This is a genomic window from Avibacterium volantium (genome assembly GCF_049366555.1).
In the GTDB taxonomy this organism is placed as follows: Bacteria; Pseudomonadota; Gammaproteobacteria; order Enterobacterales; family Pasteurellaceae; genus Avibacterium; species Avibacterium volantium_A.
In genome coordinates this window covers 13,142-32,961 of the sequence record NZ_JBMMGT010000020.1, presented here as the reverse complement: position 1 = coordinate 32,961, position 19,820 = coordinate 13,142, and the positions used below count along the sequence as shown (strand labels likewise).

At 42.7% G+C, this 19,820-nt stretch carries 16 protein-coding genes and 1 pseudogene; 10 read left to right on the top strand and 7 right to left on the bottom strand.

Annotated elements, in window-relative coordinates; genetic code table 11:
• Nucleotides 1-29: 29 nt before the first annotated feature.
• Entirely contained in the window at nt 30-803 is a 774-nt protein-coding gene (locus ACLS0A_RS07620; RefSeq protein ID WP_416082700.1) for a TOBE domain-containing protein, read from the bottom strand.
• 140 nt (nt 804-943) lie between these two features.
• Here ACLS0A_RS07620 and modA point away from each other — a divergent pair, with 140 nt between their 5' ends.
• The 3 genes and pseudogenes from modA to modC form a co-directional block, all read left to right on the top strand.
• Nucleotides 944-1,708 (top strand): molybdate ABC transporter substrate-binding protein, encoded by a 765-nt coding sequence (modA, locus tag ACLS0A_RS07615; RefSeq protein ID WP_416082699.1) that lies wholly within the window; start codon nt 944-946, stop codon nt 1,706-1,708.
• Nucleotides 1,709-1,723: 15 nt separating this feature from the next.
• Nucleotides 1,724-2,446, top strand: a complete 723-nt coding sequence (gene modB, locus ACLS0A_RS07610; protein WP_416082698.1) for a molybdate ABC transporter permease subunit — start codon at nt 1,724-1,726, stop codon at nt 2,444-2,446.
• Nucleotides 2,433-3,110, top strand: a pseudogene (gene modC / locus ACLS0A_RS07605) (molybdenum ABC transporter ATP-binding protein); the annotation flags it as partial. The gene modB and the pseudogene modC, both read left to right, overlap by 14 nt.
• An 88-nt stretch (nt 3,111-3,198) precedes the next feature.
• Here the strand turns inward: modC and tehB are convergent.
• A complete protein-coding gene (gene tehB / locus ACLS0A_RS07600) occupies nt 3,199-4,062 on the bottom strand; it encodes an SAM-dependent methyltransferase TehB (RefSeq protein WP_416082697.1) in 864 nt (287 codons plus the stop codon).
• 232 nt (nt 4,063-4,294) lie between these two features.
• Between tehB and nrdR the strand changes: the two genes are divergently transcribed.
• The 4 genes from nrdR (at nt 4,295) to yfbR (ending at nt 7,566) form a co-directional block, all read left to right on the top strand.
• Complete coding sequence (nrdR, locus tag ACLS0A_RS07595) at nt 4,295-4,744, top strand: transcriptional regulator NrdR (RefSeq protein ID WP_103853080.1); 450 nt, start codon at nt 4,295-4,297, stop codon at nt 4,742-4,744.
• A gap of 1 nt (nt 4,745) precedes the next feature.
• On the top strand, nt 4,746-5,876 hold the full coding sequence (ribD, locus tag ACLS0A_RS07590) for a bifunctional diaminohydroxyphosphoribosylaminopyrimidine deaminase/5-amino-6-(5-phosphoribosylamino)uracil reductase RibD (RefSeq protein WP_416082696.1): 1,131 nt from the start codon (nt 4,746-4,748) through the stop codon (nt 5,874-5,876).
• A gap of 67 nt (nt 5,877-5,943) precedes the next feature.
• Nucleotides 5,944-6,963, top strand: coding sequence for an outer membrane-stress sensor serine endopeptidase DegS (gene degS, locus ACLS0A_RS07585; protein WP_416082695.1), 1,020 nt, complete (start codon nt 5,944-5,946; stop codon nt 6,961-6,963).
• On the top strand, nt 6,964-7,566 hold the full coding sequence (yfbR, locus tag ACLS0A_RS07580) for a 5'-deoxynucleotidase (protein WP_126372872.1): 603 nt from the start codon (nt 6,964-6,966) through the stop codon (nt 7,564-7,566).
• Between the two features lie 61 nt (nt 7,567-7,627).
• On the opposite strand, the gene ACLS0A_RS07575 is transcribed toward yfbR, so the two are convergent.
• From ACLS0A_RS07575 to ACLS0A_RS07555, 5 genes are all read right to left on the bottom strand, one after another.
• On the bottom strand, nt 7,628-8,275 hold the full coding sequence (locus ACLS0A_RS07575; protein ID WP_416082694.1) for a DUF1919 domain-containing protein: 648 nt from the start codon (nt 8,273-8,275) through the stop codon (nt 7,628-7,630).
• A 2-nt stretch (nt 8,276-8,277) separates the two neighbouring features.
• On the bottom strand, nt 8,278-9,525 hold the full coding sequence (locus ACLS0A_RS07570) for a multifunctional CCA addition/repair protein (protein ID WP_416082693.1): 1,248 nt from the start codon (nt 9,523-9,525) through the stop codon (nt 8,278-8,280).
• 17 nt (nt 9,526-9,542) lie between these two features.
• Nucleotides 9,543-10,145, bottom strand: coding sequence for a TIGR04211 family SH3 domain-containing protein (locus ACLS0A_RS07565; protein ID WP_115249906.1), 603 nt, complete (start codon nt 10,143-10,145; stop codon nt 9,543-9,545).
• A gap of 88 nt (nt 10,146-10,233) precedes the next feature.
• On the bottom strand, nt 10,234-11,496 hold the full coding sequence (locus tag ACLS0A_RS07560) for an inorganic phosphate transporter (RefSeq protein WP_416082692.1): 1,263 nt from the start codon (nt 11,494-11,496) through the stop codon (nt 10,234-10,236).
• A gap of 26 nt (nt 11,497-11,522) precedes the next feature.
• Nucleotides 11,523-12,203, bottom strand: a complete 681-nt coding sequence (locus ACLS0A_RS07555; protein WP_103855614.1) for a TIGR00153 family protein — start codon at nt 12,201-12,203, stop codon at nt 11,523-11,525.
• A 155-nt stretch (nt 12,204-12,358) separates the two neighbouring features.
• Here ACLS0A_RS07555 and ACLS0A_RS07550 point away from each other — a divergent pair, with 155 nt between their 5' ends.
• The 3 genes from ACLS0A_RS07550 to ACLS0A_RS07540 all read left to right on the top strand — a co-directional run bounded on the left by ACLS0A_RS07550 (nt 12,359) and on the right by ACLS0A_RS07540 (nt 19,764).
• Entirely contained in the window at nt 12,359-13,471 is a 1,113-nt protein-coding gene (locus ACLS0A_RS07550; protein WP_416082691.1) for an inorganic triphosphatase, read from the top strand.
• A complete protein-coding gene (radA, locus tag ACLS0A_RS07545) occupies nt 13,464-14,837 on the top strand; it encodes a DNA repair protein RadA (RefSeq protein WP_416082690.1) in 1,374 nt (457 codons plus the stop codon). The genes ACLS0A_RS07550 and radA overlap by 8 nt, the downstream gene beginning before the upstream one ends.
• A 79-nt stretch (nt 14,838-14,916) precedes the next feature.
• Nucleotides 14,917-19,764, top strand: a complete 4,848-nt coding sequence (locus ACLS0A_RS07540; protein ID WP_416082689.1) for a S6 family peptidase — start codon at nt 14,917-14,919, stop codon at nt 19,762-19,764.
• The last annotated feature ends 56 nt before the right edge of the window (nt 19,765-19,820 follow it).

Sequence of the window (19,820 nt, the reverse complement as noted above, 5' to 3'; positions counted from 1 at the left end):
TTCAAAAGAAATATGCATTGAAAAGAAAATCAAATCGTCACCAACACAATCTGTTCAGGATCAATATAGCAAAACAGCTTATCACCTTGTTGGAAATTTGAGTTATCATCAATGCTGGCAGTGCATTGTAGGTTTTCGCCTAAGGTGAGCGTGGCTTCTTGGGTGTTGGGTTGTTGGTTGATGTGGGATAAAAGTGCGGGGAAAATATTGCACGTTTTTTGCGGTTTTTCGGTGAATAATTTTACCCACGGCGCTTTGATCATCAGCATCACTTCTTTGCCAAAAACAAGCTGTAAACGCACCGCACTTTGTGGTGTGATAAAGGCGGTAATGGATTGATCTAAATGGGGAATTTTAATTTCCACCGCACAATGATTGCCTGTCTGAGTAAGGCTTTTCACCGTGCCAAAAAATTGATTTCTGGCGCTACTTTGTAAGGAAAAACGCGCGGTGGCGGAAAGCAGGCTGTCAAGGGAAACTTGTTCGTCTTGCAAGATAGAAAAGGCTTTTTGTTGCGTTTGTTCCAAGAGATCATAAAGTTTGAGTAGGCGTTTGGCATAGGTTGTGAGTGTCGTGCCGCCACCATTTTTTCCGCCAGTATTGCGTTCTAGCAAGGGCATTGGGCTAAGGCCATTCATCGCTTCAAGGTGATCCCACGCACTTTTATAGCTCACTTTGGCATTTTTCGCCGCTTGGCTGATTGAACCTGATTTGGCAATTTCACGCAGCAGACGAATCCGTTTCGGATCAACAAAAAGTTGTTGTTGCAGTTTTATGGTGAGTAACACTTCGCTATCTAACATTGGGTTTCCTACGTCATTATCTTTAAAGTGCGGTAGAATTTTTTGTCATTTTACGCAAAGTTCGGTTTTTAATGTAGCTTTTATTTTATTAATCGTTATATAATTTATTTTATAATGGTAAGCCAAAAGGGAGAAAATCTATGTTAAGAATAAAAAATCGACTGGTTTCTGCGCTAGCGGTTTGCGCGTTGATGTCATTTTCTGCACACGCGAAATTAACTGTTTTTGCTGCTGCCTCAATGACCAATGCGCTAGAGCAAGTGAAAGCGAGCTATCTCAAACTTCACCCTAAAGAAGAGATTGATTTTTCTTTTGCCTCTTCTTCTGTATTAGCACGCCAGATAGACCAAGGTGCGCCAGCGGATATTTTTATTTCGGCAAATCAAAAATGGATGGATTTTTTAGCTGAGCATAAGGCGCTTGAGCCTACAAGCCGTGTAAATATTGCACAAAATCGTTTAGTGATGATTGCGCCTAAAACAAGCAAACTTACTCAATTGGACGTGCAAAATCCACAATGGCAAAGTGTATTAGCCAATAGCTATCTTGCTGTGGGCGATCCCGCACACGTTCCCGCAGGGAAATATGCGCAACAAGCCTTAACCAGTCTAAATCAATGGCAGGCAGTGGAAGAAAAACTAGCACGGGCAAATAATGTGCGTGCGGCATTGGCTTTGGTGGAACAGGGCGAAGCGCCCTTAGGCATTGTGTATGGCACCGATGCGATGGCAAGCCAAAAAGTGAAAGTGGTGGCAATTTTTCCTGCCAATTCTCACGCCCCGATTGAATATCCTGCGGCGATTGTAGCAGGGCATCATAACCAAGAAAGCCAAACTTTTTTAGATTATTTAACATCTGACGAAGCGAAGCAAATTTTCACTCAAGCTGGCTTTGCGGTGAAATAAAAGGATTTAATGCAAATGGATTGGCAGATGTTTTTTCATTTTTCCCCCGCTGAGTTGAATGCCATTGCCTTGAGCGTGAAAGTGGCGTTGGTGTCCGTGCTGGCAGGATTACCTTGGGCGATCTTGGTGGCTTGGCTGCTGGCACGGAAAGATTTCTGGGGAAAATCGTTGCTCAACGGCATTATCCATTTGCCTTTGGTTTTACCGCCTGTGGTAGTGGGGTATTTATTGTTAATTGCAATGGGGCGAAATGGCATTATCGGGCGTTATTTATTGCAATGGTTCGATTTTAGCTTTGGTTTTAGTTGGTACGGTGCGGCATTGGCCTCTGCCATTGTGTCTTTCCCTTTAGTGGTGAGATCGATCCGCTTGGCGATCGAAAATGTGGATTTCAAGCTCGAACAAGCAGCGCGCACCCTGGGAGCGTCTGCCTTGAAAACCTTTTTTACCATCACCTTGCCCCTTGCGTTACCCGGCGTGTTGGCAGGCGTTATTCTGGGGTTTGCACGTTCGCTAGGGGAATTTGGCGCGACCATCACCTTTGTTTCCAATATCCCAAAAGTTACGCAAACCATTCCGCTTGCTATGTTTTCCTTTATTGAAACCCCAGGGGCAGAAAGTGCAGCAGCGTGTTTATGTTTCATAGCCATTGCTATCGCCTTGATTTCCTTACTCATTTCTGAATGGTTAGCAAAATACACACAAAAACGCTTAGGACAATCCAATGTTAGAAATTAATGTACGCAAACAATTAGGTAAAATGGCGTTTGCGGTGGATTTACAGCTGCCTACGCAAGGCGTAACGGCATTATTCGGCTTGTCTGGTTCGGGCAAAACCACGTTGATTAATTTAGTCAGCGGTTTGCTGCAACCCGATCAGGGCTATATTCGCTTGAACGGGCGCGCGTTAGTCGATACGCAAAAGCAGATTAATCTTGCGCCTAATCATCGTAATGTGGGCTATGTTTTTCAAGAGGGCAGATTATTCCCCCATTATTCGGTGAAAGGCAATTTGTGCTATGGAATGAAGCAGAAAAATAGCGCAGAATTTATGCGCATTGTGCAGCTTTTGGGGATTGAACATTTGCTTAAACGCTATCCAATCACCTTATCAGGTGGGGAAAAACAGCGTGTTGCCATTGGACGAGCGTTACTCAGCCAGCCCGAAATTTTGCTGATGGACGAACCGCTCTCCGCTCTTGATCTGCCGCGCAAATTAGAATTATTGGATTATTTGGATAAACTCGCGCAAGAAATTGCTATTCCCATTTTATATGTGACTCACAGCCTTGAAGAATTAGCACGCTTAGCGCAACAAGTGGTGTTGTTGGATAAAGGCAAAGTGATCGCCTACGATCAGTGGCAAAATATGCAAGATAGCTCATTGTTCGCCCTTTGGCGCGAAAGAGAGAAGTAAAACGAAAAACAAAAGTGCGGTAAAAAATTTCAACATTTTCTACCGCACTTATTTTCTTTGCTATTTTTCTTTCCTATGATTTTTTCTTCGCTAGCATTGTTACAAATTTCATTTTGATGCGATTACCGTTTTCATCGGTTTTGTGCAGTTCGCCCATTTCTTCTTGGTATTTAATCAATTCCCAATCTTGATAATAATTTTTCAGCTCGCCCTCTTTAAAAGTGAAAGAAAACGGCATTGGGCAAGGCACATCATCGGTACTCATTGCCGCCACAATCAAGTTATAACCGCCTGCGTTTGTGTGATTTTGCATATTCTCAATAATGGCAGGAATGGCGTTGCGGTCAAGGAACATAAACACCACGGTGGAAAGAATAAAATCGTAATTTTCCTGAATATTGGCGTCATTGATGTTGTAAAGTGCGGTCTGAATATTGAGATTTTCTTTTTCTGCCGTGCTGGTGAGGAAAGCAAGGCTGTTTTCGTTGTGATCCCAAGCGGTAACATTGTAGCCGAGTAGGCTTAAAAAGAGCGAGTTGCGTCCTTGTCCACAGCCAAGATCCAGCACTTTACAAGGAGGAATAATTTCCACCGCATTTTTCACTTCAGAATGGGTTGGCGTCATATTGTATTTTTTGCTGAAGTAATCTTCTTTCTTGCAATAAAATTCTAAATAACATTCCAGATCATCAGACGCCGCTTCCACGCGGTGCCAAAGTTGAGGTTCAACAAAAGGCGTATCATCTTGCGCGGTGAAAATATGTTCGCTCACTATGTCTCCGTCTTCCGTTAAAACGAAAAATTTCAGTTTGCCTTGTAACACGGTGATTTTGCCCCAAGTGCCAACTTTGGTGTTATGTTTTTCTTGGAACATTTTCGGCAGGCTGTCTTTGTTCCACACGGGCATTTTTTTATAGCAAATTAGTTCATTTTTCATTGTATTTCTCCAAATATGAAAATAGTTGAGTGATATAGTAGGAAATTAATCCGCCTAAGGCAATAAGGCAAGGCAAAAAGTCGCAAAATACCTGCGTAAGATCATTTTTGCCCCATAAAGATCGTAAAAAAAAGGAAATTTTGCTACAATCCAAGCCTTTATAAGAAGAATTTTTACGCTGTTTTAGCGCTTAAAATGGAAAATACCATTTAAAAGGGGATTAGGAGGATTTATGCGTTGTCCTTTTTGTTCAACAGAAGAAACCAAAGTGATCGATAGCCGTTTGGTGTCCGATGGCTTTCAGGTTCGCCGCCGCCGTGAATGTGGCCATTGCCACGAGCGTTTTACCACCTTTGAAATTACCGAATTAGTGATCCCAAAAATTATTAAAAGTGATCAATCCCGTGAACCCTTTGATGAAGAAAAGCTGCGCCGTGGTATTCAGCACGCTTTAGAAAAACGCCCAGTGAGTTCTGATGATGTGGAAAAATCCATTAACCGCATTATTCATCAACTGCGCGCGACAGGGGAACGTGAAGTGCCAAGCCATTTTGTCGGTCAGCTGGCTATGAATGAGCTAAAAAAATTAGACAAAGTGGCCTATATCCGTTTTGCTTCTGTTTATTTAAGTTTTGACGACATCAACCAATTTACCAAAGAAATTGAGAGCCTGAAGGATTAATATGCAACAAAATGCACAACAATTTACCCAGCAAGATCAGCAGTTTATGCAAATGGCGTTGGATCTTGCTAGCCAAGGGCGTTTTACCACCACGCCAAATCCTTCCGTAGGCTGCGTTTTGGTAAAAGACGGCAAGGTGATCGGCAAAGGTTTTCATCTAAAAGCAGGACAGCCCCACGCAGAAGTAATGGCATTACGCGAAGCCGGGGAAAATGCGCGTGGCGCAACGGCTTACGTTACCCTTGAGCCTTGTTCCCATTTTGGCCGCACGCCACCTTGTGCCAAAGGGTTAATTGAAGCAGGCGTGGCGAAAGTGATTGCCGCAATGACCGATCCCAATCCGCAAGTAGCAGGGCGTGGATTAAAAATGCTCGAACAAGCTGGCGTGCAAACTGCGGTGGGATTATTGGCCGAAAAAGCAGAGTTGCTCAACCAAGGTTTTCTAAAAAGAATGCGTAGCAATCGCCCATTTGTGCAACTGAAAATGGCAATGAGCATTGATGGACGCACCGCAATGGCAAGTGGGGAAAGTAAATGGATCACGGGAGAGCAGGCGCGCCAAGATGTGCAACAATACCGTGCGGCCGCTAGTGCAATTCTTTCCACCAGCCAAACGGTGCTAATGGATAATCCTATGTTAAATGTACGTTGGGAACAGCTTCCTCTGAGCGTTCAGCAACAGTATCCTGATACTGAACTGCGACAGCCCGTGCGTATTATTTTAGATAGCCAACACCGTGTAACACCAGAATATCAATTATTTCAACAACCTACGCCAGTTTGGTTGGTGAGTTCTCGTGCAAGAGATATGCAAGGCTTCCCTGATTTTTGCCAAGCAATACAGATTGAAAAAAGTGCGGATTTTTTCACCGCAATTTTAATTGAACTGGCGGAACGTCAGATCAACAGCTTATGGATTGAAGCGGGTGCACAATTAGCCGGTGCGTTAATCGAAGCAAAATTGGTTGATGAATTAATCGTTTATATTGCGCCGAAATTATTGGGCGATGCAGGCAAGGGTTTGTGCCATTTGCCTCATTTACATAAATTGGCTGATGCCCCTTTATGGCAGCTGCAATCTGCAACGCCAGTGGGGGAGGATTTAAAGCTCATTTATCAGCCGAAAAATTAACCCAAGTTCAAATTTAACAAAAGTAAAGCAACAACCAGAAAAAACAAAAAATACAAAGAGAATCAGAATGTTAAGAAAGATTATCCAATCGATCATCATTGGTTTACTTGCCGCAGGGGCAATTTTGTTGATTAGCCCCTCCTTGAAACAAGGTCAGACTTTGTTTCAAAAAGAAATCTTTTCTTTTAAAGATGCGGTTCGGCTTGCTTCGCCTGCGGTGGTGAATGTGTATAGCCAATCTTTCACTTCAGTGAGTGGACAACCGCAGATCACTAATCTTGGCTCGGGCGTGATAATGGCGAAAGAGGGGTATATTCTCACCAATAAACACGTTATTCAAAATGCCGATCAAATTGTGGTGGCAATGCAAAATGGGCGAATTTTTGAAGCGAGTTTAATCGGCTCAGATAATCTCACTGATTTAGCCGTGCTGAAAATCCGTGCTGATAACCTGCCGACCATTCCTAATACCAAGCGTAAATTGCACGTTGGTGATGTGGTGCTGGCCATTGGTAATCCTTATAACTTGGGGCAAAGTGTTTCGCAAGGCATTATCAGTGCCTTAGGGCGCAACGCTGTGGGCGATTACATTGGGCGGCAAAATTTTATCCAAACTGATGCTTCCATTAATCGTGGAAATTCTGGTGGTGCACTGATAAATTCCCTTGGCGAATTAGTGGGAATTAGCACCTTGAGTATTGGTAAAAATGCCAATGAAATTGCCGAAGGGCTGAATTTCGCTATTCCCATTGATCTTGCCAATGACGTAATGAAAAAAATTATTCGCGATGGACGTGTGATCCGCGGTTTCCTAGGTATTCAAACGGACGTGTTGTTTAGCGATGGGCAAACGAGCAGCAAAGGCATTGAAATCACCAGCGTGAGAGAAAACAGCCCTGCGGCTAAAGCTGGCTTACAAGCGGGTGATATTATGTTGCAATTTGGCGATGTTAAAGCAGAATCGCCAGCGCAAATGATGAATGTGATCAGCAACACCAGACCAAACACCACGGTGAATATGGTGATTTCACGCTTAGGGAAAATCATTACATTACCTGTAACCATTGAAGAATATTCGGTGAATTAAATGTCTTTACAATCTCTACAACCTAGCCATTTTTTTGCTTGTCTGGATCGTTTGAAACTCATTCAACGCTGGTCTTTAATGCGTAATATTGAAAAAGAAAATCTTGCCGAACACAGTCTGCAAGTGGCATTTGTGGCGCATATGCTAGCGGTGATCAAAAATAAATTTTATGCAGGGCAGGTGAATCCTGAACGCATCGCCGTAATGGCAATGTATCATGATAGTTCAGAAATTTTCACCGGTGATTTGCCTACGCCAATTAAATATTTTAATGACAGCATTACTCAAGCCTATAAAGAGATCGAAAGTGCGGCGGAATTTCATTTATTGAGTTTACTACCTGAAGAACTACAAGCCGATTTTGCCCCTTATTTACATAGCGAGCAGTTTTCTGATGAAGAAAAACACCTTGTAAAACAAGCGGATCTGCTTTGTGCTTATATTAAAGCGAAGTTTGAATTGGAGCAGGGGAATCAAGAATTTTCATCAGCAAAAACGCGTTTGGAAAAATTAATGGCAGAATGGCACAGCGAAGAAATGAATTATTTTATTCAAGTGTTTATTCCGAGTTTTGGGCGTAGCCTTGATGAAATTGCGTTGTAATGGCTGAATTAATAAGTGCGGTGGAAAATTTCAAAAAATTCCACCGCACTTTATTTTTGCTTTAATGTGATGAAGCCTTCTCATTTTTATTCTGATTAAACCAAGCCAGATAATCAAATTGATCATAATAGCGTTTGCCAAGCCAGCCAGAATAAGCAAAAAGATCGCCGACACAATCTTGTTGTTCAAAGCCTTGAATATAAAAAGCAGAACGAATTTCAGGATAAGGTTTGTGGGTGAATACTACTTTGTTTTTGTAAGGCAAGGCATCAAAATCGTTGAGATCTTGTTCTGTGCAGCCATCACGATCGGTCATAATGATAAAAAGATTATCGAAATCAATACGTTGCGAACGCTGATGCCATTTTTCTTGAGCTTGTTGAGCATTGGCATAATGCACAAAATGGATTTTTATATCATCTAAATAAGCCACAGGGTAGGGCTTATCGTTATCTTCTACAAATTTTAGCGGTTGTTGCTGATAGTGTTCAATGCGTTGCAAATAACGAATGAAATCTTGTGGCTTAAGGTATAAATTCACAAAAGGTGAATTGAATGGTTGCCCTAAATCGTGCAACATAAATGCCCCATTGCAATTACTGGCTAATACGCTCATTCCCTTATTTTTCAAGCTATTACGAAGTTTGGGATTAATGAAAAGCTTGCGCATTAGCGCGCTGATTTTAGTTTTGATGAAAGAAAATAACATTATTAATCCTTTAACCGTTGTTTTTCTTGCTCAATGGCTTTTTGGCGGCGGCGGTTTAATTCTTCGCGGATTTTTTCTTTTTGAAATCCATCGGCAATTACTTGTTGCACATCAACTTGTAATGCGGCTTGGTACAGTTTGAGTAGAAAATCCGCTTGTGGGTAATCTACTTGTTCAAAGCCTGCGCGGCCTCTGGCATCGGCTGTGCAAACGAGTAGTAGTTCTTTGAAACGTTCAGGTTTACGCCACACATCGAGTTGATTGAATAATTTTAAGATAGTGGCAGGGCGTAGCTCAAAGGCTCGGTGAACGTTGGTATGTGTTTCGCAAACAAGGCACGCCAGTTCTTTAATGTAGCTTGGCACTTTTAGCCGATTGCAAAGATTGCGTGTTGGCATAATGCCTTTTAACTCGTGGCCAAAATGGCGTGGCAGAAGATCTTTTGGCGTGAGCGCTTTGCCAAGATCGTGGCAAATTGCTGCAAAACGCACCGCACTTTTTTGTTGTGCAGGGCTATTTTCCGTCAGCTTTGCGGCTTGTTGCAACACCAGCATTGTGTGGATAAAGCTATCCACTTCAGGGTGATGTTGCACGGGATTTGGCACGCCGTAAAGGGCGTTAAGCTCAGGGAAAAGCACCGCTAATGCCTTGATTTTCCTTAAAATATCAAAATAGATTTCAGGATTTGGCGTTTGTAAGGCTTTTTCTGTTTCTAGCCAAACGCGTTCTGCCGTGAGATGTTCAAGCTCGCCCGATTTGGTGATTTGTTTCATTAAGGTAAAGGTTTCAGGGGCGATTTGAAAGCCTAAATAATGGTAACGTGCAGCAAAACGCGCCACTCTTAACACGCGTAAAGGATCTTCAGCAAAAGCAGGGGAGATATGGCGGAGTAGGTGATTGTTCAGATCATTGATGCCGCCATAAGGATCGTGCAACTTGCCTTGGCTGTCTTGTGCAATGGCGTTAATGGTGAGATCACGGCGGATCAGATCTTGTTCCAAGCTAATGTCGGGGCTGAAATCGCACACAAAACCGGTGTAGCCCACGCCAGATTTTTTTTCTGTGCGCGCAAGGGCATATTCTTCTTTATTTTTGGGATCAAGAAAAACGGGGAAATCTTTCCCCACTTGAATATAGCCTTGTTGCAATAGTTGCTCTGGTGTTGCGCCAATTACCACCCAATCTCTGTCTTTAACAGGAAGATTGAGTAGCGCATCGCGCACGGCACCGCCAACTAAATAAATTTCCATTTTGCTGAATGGGTTGGTTATGCCCAGCCATCACGGCGGCGACGTTTTGGCATAATGAAAGGTAAGATTAAACCAAGTAGCAAACCAACACCTAGCACTGAACCGCCATAAATAAACCATTGGATCGCAATTTCACGTTTGCCTGCATCAAGCATTGCTTCTAAATCGCGGTTTTTATTTTTGGTGATTTCAAGTTCACGGTTGAGCTGAGAATTTTGCTCTAACAATTGGCTGCTTTGTTGCTCAGCTTGTTTGGTGCGGCGTTGCATTTCGCTGGTGCGTTGTTGCCAATCACCGTCTAATTGATTGAGTTTTAAGGTTAATTCTTCAATTTTAGCTTTTAATCTTGGATTTTCATCTTTGCTGCTCGGCGTACTAGAAAGTTCAGAGGTTAAGATCCAAGCTTCACGATTTTTGCTATCACGAATGAGCGTATAGCGATCTTTGTGGTTTAGCACGGTTACCGGTTCGCCTGAACGAATTGCGCCTGCAATTTTAAATTGATCGCCCGCCCCTTTGCGTAAAAAGGTGGAAAGGTTTTCTGTTACATAACGGGTTTCCGCTTGCGCGAAGGGTACGGAAAGAAAGAATAAAAACAAGATCTTAGTAATTTTTCGCATTACAACACCTTAAAAAATAGACAATAAAAAAGTGCGGTAAATTGTACCGCACTTTCTTTCATTCACAAAATCTTTGCATTAAATCGCATTAGATAAAAATTGCATTTAAGACATAGTAAATGACAATAGCAAAGAATGCGCCCGCAGGTAAGGTGATTACCCAAGAAGCGATAATATTGCGAATTACCGTTAAGTTTAATGCCGCGATACCACGCGCAAAGCCGATACCTAAGATCGCACCAACAAGGGTTTGCGTGGTGGAAATCGGTAATCCCGTACCAGAAGCCAGTACCACGGTGGTTGCCGTTGCAAATTGAGCTGAGAAACCACGGCTTGGGGTGAGATCGGTGATTCCTGTGCCAATGGTTGCCATTACTTTATAGCCCATAATAATTAATCCTAACGCAATACCAGCCGCCCCTAATGGCAAGATCCACCAAGCAAGTGGGCTTTTTGCCATAATTTGACCGCCGTTATCCACAATAGACACCACGGCAGACAATGGCCCAATAGCGTTAGCCACATCGTTTGAACCGTGCGCAAAAGCCATTGCACAGGCGGTTAGTAGCATTAGTATACTAAATACTTTTTCTACCGCACCGAATGTGCCTGATTTCACTGTTTGATGGAATTTTTTGCTACGAAAATAGAAATGACTCGCCACCACAGAAATGGCACTGATGCCTAATGAAATAAAGAAAGTTTCGCTACCAGTTAAATGTAAACCAACGTGTTTTAAGCCTTTTATCATTGTTACTACGGACAAAATAAAGATGGTGAGTCCCATATAATATGGGCCATATTTTTGTGCGTTGCGTAACGGTTTTTCCGTATCGAAAATGAGTTTTTGTGTACTGAAGAAAATGCCATACGCCACTAGGCCTGCAATCACAGGGGTGATAAACCAACTGCCCACAATATTGCGGATAGCTGACCAATCAATCGAGTTTGGCCCAACAGTAATTAAACCGAAACCGATAATTGCGCCAATAATGGTGTGTGTGGTGGAAACTGGCCAGCCCATTCGCGAGGCGATGAGCAACCATAATCCAGAAGAAAAGAGGGCTGCCATCATACCTAAGGCTAAAATTTCTGGTGTGGCGATATATTCTGTTGGATTTAAAACCCCGCTTTTAATGGTTTCTGTTACTTCACCACCCGCTAAATATGCCCCAGCACATTCAAAAATCATCGCAATGATAATGGCTTGTTTGGCGGTAATTGTGCCTGAACCTACAGAGGTTCCCATTGCGTTAGAAACATCATTTGCACCCACGCCAAAGGCCATAAAAAAGCCAAAAGCCGCGGTGATAATCACTAGTAAAGTGCCATATTGTTGAATAACTTCCATAGTATTATTCCTATGCTGTTTAACAATTATGAACGAGCCAACATTAATTCAATGCGTGAACCCACACGTTGCGCTTGATCTGCAAGCACACCAATCCATTCAAGGATTTTATATAAAAACATCGCATCAATAGGGTTAAATTCATTTTCCATTGAACGCAACATTAAGCGTAATTTAATTTGCATTTGATCCGTATCGTCTTCAATATCATCTAGGGTTTGGATCATTCGATTCACAAATTGGACTTCACGGCCTTTGAAACCCGTTTCAAGTAAACCGTCCATTTCATCAATCACCAAATGGGCTTGCTCTGCTGCGTCAATACTGCGAACGACATATTTCATAAAATCTTCTTGCATTTCTGGCGGGAATGGACATTGACGACCAATCATTCTGCCTGCAATATCTTTGGCGTAGTTCGCTAATTTATCTTGTTGTGTAACCAATTCTAATAAATCAGTACGTTCAATGGGCATAAACAAACCGCGTGGCAGTTTTAAGCGAATTTCACGCTTTAATGTATCTGCTTGGCGTTCTGTGTCAGAAATCTTTTTGCGTAATTTCTCTGCATTTTCCCAATCACCTTGAAAGGTGTATTCAAAGAAAGGAATGAGATATTTACAACAATCAGTAACTTTTGCTGAATGACGAGCCAATGGTTTTAAAGGGGAATGAGCAAATAATCCTAAGATATTATTTACTGCCATAGATAACTCCTTCTAGGGGTTAGGTTGATAATTTTTTGTGCATATGGCTAGGCTTAACCTATGCGGCGTAAAAATACACTATATTTGATCGAAAAAACAAGCAAATTATTAGATAATATGAAAAAACTTGCTTAAGATTGGAAGGAATAGACAAAATGAGTACAGAAATTGAATTAAAACTACTAATTCCGCAGTTTGGCTTAAATTCATTCAAGCAAAATTTGCTGAAAAACGCACCGCACTTTCATCAGCAGGCATTTTTAGGCAATACTTATTACGACACCGCCGATAAATTTTTCGCGCAGCACCAAATGGGCTTGCGTGTACGCAAAGAAAATCAACAGTTTACCTTAACCTTAAAAACCAAAGGGGAAGCGCTAGGTGGTTTGCATATTCGCCCTGAATATAATTTGCCGCAGCAAAATGAAACGCCAGATTTGGCGCAATTAGTGGAAAAATATCACCTCGATCCCGAGTGGAACGAGCTTCAATTACAGCCCATTTTTGCCACGGATTTTGCGCGAGAAACCTTCCTTATCAGCCCTGAATTTTCGCCAGAACCAGTAGAAATTGAAGTGGCGCTTGATCAAGGCAAGATTTTGGCTCGCGATAAAGAAGTGGAAATTAGCGAAGTGGAATTTGAGTTAAAGCAGGGTAAGGTGGCGGATTTGCTCAATTATGTGCGATCTTTGCCATTGGAAAATGGCGTGCGATTAAGCGCCATTAGCAAAGCGCAACGGGGTTATGCCTTGGCAGAAAATCATCAGCCTAAAGCACAGAATTGGTTAGACAAATGGCGTGATTTTTTAGACTTTGCGCAAAGTGCGGGCAGTTTTTCGCAAAAATTAACCGCACTTTTCCAACTGGAACAAGCTTTAATTGAGGAAACCTTCGCCTTAGGGCAAGCCTATTTTTCCGAAGACTTTTTGCGCACGGTGGAACGTATTGGCGCGTTTTTCAATCTTTATCATTTTTATACGGAAAATGGCAATTTGTTGGAAAATGCCTTTAATCAACAAGGCTTAAGCGATGCCCTTAAAACAGATTGGCTGGCGTTGGTGGAAAGTAGTCAGCAGTGTTTGGTAGAATGTAAACAGCTGATTGCACTTCATAGCGAAACAAAAAATAATGCCGAAGTGATTGCGCAATTATTTGATTTATTGCAATCGGTATTTTATTTACAACGAATGTTAAATCTGATTTCGCTCACTTATGTTGAAGAGAATGAAGTAGCGAATTTGGAAAATTGGGAGATAAACAATGGCTAAAGCAAAAACCGCCTTTGTATGTAATGATTGCGGTGCGGAATATGCCCGCTGGCAAGGACAGTGTAATGCCTGTAAAGCGTGGAACACCATCACAGAAATTCGCCTCGCCCCAGCCAAAGCAAGCCGAGCTGATCGCTTCAGTGGTTATGCAGGGGAAACGCAGGCAAAAATCCAAACTCTCGCCGACATCAGTTTGCAAGAAGTGCCACGTTTTCACAGTGGTTTTTATGAGCTTGATCGTGTACTAGGCGGGGGGATCGTGCCGGGCAGTGCGATTTTGATCGGCGGACATCCAGGGGCAGGGAAAAGTACCCTGTTATTGCAAGTGATGTGTGGTTTAGCACAAAATATGACCGCACTTTATGTTACGGGCGAGGAATCCTTGCAACAGGTGGCGATGCGTGCCAATCGGCTTGGGCTGCCAACAGATCGTTTAAATATGCTTTCAGAAACCTCCGTAGAGCAAATTTGCCATTTGGCCGATCAGCTTAAACCGCAAATCATCGTAGTGGATTCCATTCAAGTGATGCACCTTGCGGATATTCAATCTTCACCAGGGAGCGTTTCCCAAGTGCGGGAATGTGCGGCGTTTTTAACCCGTTATGCGAAAACACGTCAAGTGGCGATTGTGATGGTGGGACACGTGACCAAAGACGGCACTCTGGCAGGACCTAAGGTGTTGGAACACGCCATTGACTGCTCGCTATTATTAGAAGGGGAGGCGGATAGCCGTTTTCGCACCTTACGTAGCCACAAAAATCGCTTTGGCGCGGTCAATGAACTTGGCGTATTTGCGATGACAGAGCAAGGCTTGCGCGAAGTGAAAAATCCTTCCGCCATATTCTTAAGCCGTGGGGAAGAAGACACCGCGGGCAGTTCCGTAATGGTGCTATGGGAAGGCACGCGGCCGTTATTGGTGGAAATTCAAGCCTTGGTGGATCACTCAATGCTCGCCAATCCAAGACGGGTTGCGGTGGGCTTGGAACAAAATCGCCTTGCTTTATTGTTAGCTGTATTGCATCGCCACGGCGGCTTGCAAATGTCCGATCAAGACGTGTTTGTCAATGTGGTAGGTGGCGTAAAAGTGAGTGAAACCAGTGCAGACTTGGCCTTATTACTGGCATTGATTTCTAGCTTCCGAAATCGTCCATTACCAAAAGATCTGGTGGTGTTTGGCGAAGTGGGGCTAGCAGGGGAAATCCGCCCCGTACCAAGCGGACAAGAACGGATTTCCGAAGCAGCCAAACACGGCTTCACCCGCGCTATCGTACCGTTTGCCAATAAACCAAAAAGTGCGGTGAAAAATATGCAAGTTTTTACCGTGAAAAAATTGATTGATGCGTTAAATATTTTAGATAACATATAGAATATACCTCTTTCTGGGGGGGGTATTTTGCGATTTAATTAGTTATAATGCAAGATTGCTTATAACTAATTAAAATTCAATGAACTTTAAGAAATCTAATCTTTTATTTAAATCTTTTTCTAATCCAATTAAATTAGGCATTAGTTTAGCTATTGTGGCGTTGAACGCGGAGGCATCTCGAGTAAGGGGAGATGTTGATTACCAATATTTTCGTGATTTTGGTGAAAATAAAGGTCTCTTTTCAATCGGTGCGACAAACATTCATATTTTTGACAAAAACGGTCAAGATGTAGGCATTATGTTGAAAGATAATATTCCTATGCCTGATCTCAAAACAGCAAATAAGAATGGGGCATTTGCCAATTTAATCGATCCTTCCTTTATAACTAGTGTTCGGCATAATGTCGGATATTCTCAAGTGCTATTTGGTGGAGAAGATACAAACCCAGATTCTCACCATTTTTCTTACCTTTTGGTTAATCGAAACAATTTTCCCGATGAATGGGATGGGGTCACTTATTCAAACCCGCAAGATAAAGATTATCATATCCCTCGTTTACATAAAATGGTAACGGAGGTAGCTCCCGCAGAACTGACCGATGTATTAACGCCAAATGGAAAAGAAAATACAAAAATTTTGACGGATTTAACGCGTTTTCCTCTTTATATACGAGTGGGTTCAGGAAAACAAGAGGTTCAAGAAAGTGCGGAAGATAATAGCAAAACGATCAGTTTGAGTAGTGCATATAAGTATGTTATAGGTGGTGTCACTCACACAATGAGTGAAGCTAATGCGACTAATGTTGTGGCAAATGGAACGATCACGCCAGAAGGGAAACGGATCACGGATAAGCCAATAACCTTATTTGGTTCTATTTATGGGCCAATGGTAAGTTATGGACGAAGTGGTGATAGTGGTTCTGCATTACTGGGGTATGATGCTCAAAAGAAAAAGTGGGTGATTGTAGGTGTTCTAAAATCTGATTATGGTTATGGGAACATTTGGTCATTGTCACGCCCTTCTTATGTTAATGCTATACAAGAAAGAGCCAAGGCGGGGACTATTCAGAATACGCAACAAAATCAAGTTTGGGAATGGAGTGTTGATGCTCTTCACCCTGAAACCAGTAGTATTAAAGCGGGAGAAAGCACCGCATTGGCTGTGCCTTTAAGAAATGAATCTTTAAAATCACAAGATACAGATAAAGAACGTCCATCATTAGATTATGGGAAAAGTGTGATTTTTGATGGTGTAGATGGGGGTGTTTTATTAGTTAAAGACAACATTAATGCGGGAGCTGGAGCACTCTATTTCAATACAAATTTTACTGTGAAGCCTGAAACGAACCAAACGTGGTTAGGTGGTGGCGTTTTGGTTGCTAAGGATAAAACAGTAACTTGGAAAATAGCTAATCCTGAAGGCGATCGTCTTTCAAAGTTAGGGACAGGAACTTTATTGGTTCAAGGTGTGGGAAATAACCTAGGAGATATTAGTATCGGTGATGGAACTGTCATTTTAGATCAGCAGGAAGATGAGCAAGGTCGAAAACAGGCATTTAATCAGGTTGGTGTGGTAAGTGGGCGTCCGACCTTGATTTTACAAAGTGCGGATCAAATTGATCCGAATAAATTGTATTTTGGTTTTCGTGGCGGACGTTTAGATTTAAATGGTAACGATCTCAGCTTTAAACGTATCCAGCATTCTGATGATGGTGCAACAGTTGTTAATCATCGCACGGATAAATCATCGAATTTAACCTTAACAGGTGTAACGGTTTCCGAACAAGATTTAACTTGGGGAAATTGGGGAAAAGCTGGCTCTGACATTTATGAATATGCTATAAGCGGGCGAAAGGATTATTTCGCTTTAAAATCAGGTGGCAAAGCAGGAAGTTATTACCCTAAAAACCAAGCTAGTTCAGATAGTTGGGAATATTTAGGCAGCGATCGTGCGGCGGCGATTCAAACGATCATTGATCGCAAAAATGCACAACAGACCTTAACCGCGTTTGCCGGTTATTTCGGGGAAAAAGCTTCCGACAAAACAAATGGTGGCTTAAATGTAAATTATCAACCAGTGGTAGAAGAATCAACGCTATTATTAACAGGTGGAATGAACCTTAATGGTGATTTTTCAGCTAAAGGTGGTAAGGTTGTTCTTGAAGGTGTGCCGACACCACACGCGCGTGATGTGTTGAATAATCGTGAGGTCATTTTTGACGATGATTGGATAAACCGTGATTTCTCAGCGAAAACTATTTCGGTATCTAATAAAGCGAATTTTACCGTAGGGCGCAATGTTTTCTCACTGAATGCTAATATCAACGCTAATGATAATGCGATTTTAAATCTGGGCTATCAAGCAGGGCAAACTGTTTGCTTGCGTTCCGATCACACTGGAGAAGTTAGCTGTGATATGCCAATTTACAGTGAAGAAACCTTGAACAGCATTCCACGAATGGCACTCGCAGGGGATATTAGTTTATCTCAACAAAGCCGTTTAAATTTAGGGAAAACAGATTTTACCGGTTCGATTCAAGCTGCGAATACTACTCAAACCTCGTTATCCAAAGAATCACATTGGACATTAACAGGTAACAGTACGCTAGGAAATTTGAATTTAGCAGAGGGATCACAAATTACTCTGAGTCAAAATGACAAACCATTTAATACCTTAACCGTTAATAGTGATTTAAGCGGAAATGGAAAATTTTATTACCGCACTAACTTTTCTACATTAAACAGCGATAAAGTTGTGGTAAACGGAAAAGCATCAGGTAATCATTTACTTGTAGTGAATGATATTGGCAATGAACCACAGCGTAACAAAGATCGCCTAACCTTAATAACAGCTAATTCATCTGAAAATTTAACCGTAACATTGCAAAATAGTTATGCGGATATTGGTGCTTACCGTTATAACTTGATTCAAGAAGGGAGCACATTCCGTTTATATAACCCTATTGTTGAAAAAGAAATTGCGGAAGAAGAACGCAAAGCCGCAGAAGAACAAGCACGCCGTGAAGCGGAAGCAAAACGCTTAGAAGAAGAGCGTAAAGCCGCAGAAGAGCAAGCGCGCCGTGAAGCGGAAGCAAAACGCTTAGAAGAAGAACGCAAAGCCGCAGAAGAACAAGCACGCCGTGAAGCGGAAGCAAAACGCTTAGAAGAAGAGCGTAAAGCGGCGGAAGAACAAGCCCGCCGAGAAGCGGAAGCAAAACGTTTGGAAGAAGAGCGTAAAGCGGCAGAAGAACAAGCACGCCGTGAAGCGGAAGCAAAACGCTTAGAAGAAGAGCGTAAAGCCGCAGAAGAGCAAGCGCGCCGTGAAGCGGAAGCAAAACGCTTAGAAGAAGAACGCAAAGCCGCAGAAGAACAAGCACGCCGTGAAGCGGAAGCAAAACGCTTAGAAGAAGAGCGTAAAGCGGCGGAAGAACAAGCCCGCCGAGAAGCGGAAGCAAAACGTTTGGAAGAAGAGCGTAAAGCGGCAGAAGAACAAGCCCGCCGAGAAGCGGAAGCAAAACGCTTGGAAGAAGAGCGTAAAGCCGCAGAAGAACAAGCACGCCGTGAAGTGGAAGCAAAACGCTTAGAGGAAGAGCGTAAAGCCTCGGAAGAACAAGCGCGCCGTGAAGCGGAAGCAAAACGCTTGGAAGAAGAGCGTAAAGCCGCAGAAGAACAAGCACGCCGTGAAGCGGAAGCAAAACGCTTAGAAGAAGAACGCAAAGCCGCAGAAGAACAAGCGCGCCGTGAAGCGGAAGCAAAACGCTTGGAAGAAGAGCGCAAAGCCGCAGAAGAACAAGCACGCCGTGAAGCGGAAGCAAAACGCTTAGAAGAAGAGCGTAAAGCCGCAGAAGAACAAGCACGCCGTGAAGCGGAAGCAAAACGCTTGGAAGAAGAGCGCAAAGCCGCAGAAGAACAAGCGCGCCGTGAAGCGGAAGCAAAACGCTTGGAAGAAGAGCGCAAAGCCGCAGAAGAACAAGCACGCCGTGAAGTGGAGGCAAAACGCTTGGAAGAAGAGCGTAAAAAAGCTGAACTAGATCGCTTGAAACAAGCACAACTCGTTAGTGGCGTATCAAATACCGCATTGTCGGAACTTTCTGCACAAGGAAATGCAATATTACGCAGCGATCAACATTTAAACCAACGTTTGTTGCAAGAAGGTGGCGAGCAAACTCAAGTATGGACGAATGTCGATTATCAAGAGGCTGATTATCAATCAGATAATTACCGCGTTTATAAACAGCATAGTAACTACACTGAATTAGGTGTAGAAAGTGCTGTAAATGAGCAAGGCATTAGTTTAGGTGCGATAGTGTCGCAAACGCGCGGCAACATTGATTATGAGAATGCAAGCGGCAAGATGACTTATTCGCAAGCTACGGTTTATGCCAAAGTGCAAAATGAGGCAGGTCTGTTTGTTGCGGCAGACATCGGTTATGGACGTTCTAATAATCGCATCACTTTAGATGAGCAACGTGCTGATTTTAAACGTAATATCGTTAGTTTTGGTGCAACATTAGGTAAGAAGTGGGTGCTAGGATACCTCGATCTCAAAGCAATAGCTGGGGTACGCTATCATCACCTCACGGCTGCTGATTATGAGCTGAAAGGTCGTGCGGTTCATACTCGAGCTTTAGATTTTGTTAATTATCACGCTGGTGCAGAATTATCCAAAACTTGGCAGTGGAACACGCTTTCTATTTCACCAAGTCTTGCCCTTTACTATTTTGATGCGAGCCGTAAAACATTTAACAATGCGGTTACTGTGAATAACAACGGTTTACAGCAACAGTTTAATCGTGGCTGGCAGTATCAAGCAGGACTCAATTTGAATATGGGGGCTTGGTCAGTGGGGACAACCTTCTCTTATGAGAATGGTGATGAATCTTCTCACAGTCGTCAATTTGGTTTAAAAGTGGGTTATCGTTTTTAAGTTTGATAATTAAGCAAAATAAAAGGCATTCAATTTTGGTTGAGTGCCTTTTTTTG

What these genes read in the sequence shown, in the direction of transcription:
- yfbR (WP_126372872.1), top strand. Translation starts at nt 6,964, where the DNA reads ATGTCTTTACAATCTCTACAACCTAGCCATTTTTTTGCTTGTCTGGAT.
- modB (WP_416082698.1), top strand. Translation starts at nt 1,724, where the DNA reads ATGGATTGGCAGATGTTTTTTCATTTTTCCCCCGCTGAGTTGAATGCC.
- ACLS0A_RS07555 (WP_103855614.1), bottom strand. Translation starts at nt 12,203, where the DNA reads ATGGCAGTAAATAATATCTTAGGATTATTTGCTCATTCCCCTTTAAAA.
- modA (WP_416082699.1), top strand. Translation starts at nt 944, where the DNA reads ATGTTAAGAATAAAAAATCGACTGGTTTCTGCGCTAGCGGTTTGCGCG.
- ACLS0A_RS07560 (WP_416082692.1), bottom strand. Translation starts at nt 11,496, where the DNA reads ATGGAAGTTATTCAACAATATGGCACTTTACTAGTGATTATCACCGCG.
- ACLS0A_RS07570 (WP_416082693.1), bottom strand. Translation starts at nt 9,525, where the DNA reads ATGGAAATTTATTTAGTTGGCGGTGCCGTGCGCGATGCGCTACTCAAT.
- ACLS0A_RS07565 (WP_115249906.1), bottom strand. Translation starts at nt 10,145, where the DNA reads ATGCGAAAAATTACTAAGATCTTGTTTTTATTCTTTCTTTCCGTACCC.
- ACLS0A_RS07540 (WP_416082689.1), top strand. Translation starts at nt 14,917, where the DNA reads ATGAACTTTAAGAAATCTAATCTTTTATTTAAATCTTTTTCTAATCCA.
- ACLS0A_RS07620 (WP_416082700.1), bottom strand. Translation starts at nt 803, where the DNA reads ATGTTAGATAGCGAAGTGTTACTCACCATAAAACTGCAACAACAACTT.
- radA (WP_416082690.1), top strand. Translation starts at nt 13,464, where the DNA reads ATGGCTAAAGCAAAAACCGCCTTTGTATGTAATGATTGCGGTGCGGAA.
- degS (WP_416082695.1), top strand. Translation starts at nt 5,944, where the DNA reads ATGTTAAGAAAGATTATCCAATCGATCATCATTGGTTTACTTGCCGCA.
- ACLS0A_RS07550 (WP_416082691.1), top strand. Translation starts at nt 12,359, where the DNA reads ATGAGTACAGAAATTGAATTAAAACTACTAATTCCGCAGTTTGGCTTA.
- nrdR (WP_103853080.1), top strand. Translation starts at nt 4,295, where the DNA reads ATGCGTTGTCCTTTTTGTTCAACAGAAGAAACCAAAGTGATCGATAGC.
- ribD (WP_416082696.1), top strand. Translation starts at nt 4,746, where the DNA reads ATGCAACAAAATGCACAACAATTTACCCAGCAAGATCAGCAGTTTATG.
- tehB (WP_416082697.1), bottom strand. Translation starts at nt 4,062, where the DNA reads ATGAAAAATGAACTAATTTGCTATAAAAAAATGCCCGTGTGGAACAAA.
- ACLS0A_RS07575 (WP_416082694.1), bottom strand. Translation starts at nt 8,275, where the DNA reads ATGTTATTTTCTTTCATCAAAACTAAAATCAGCGCGCTAATGCGCAAG.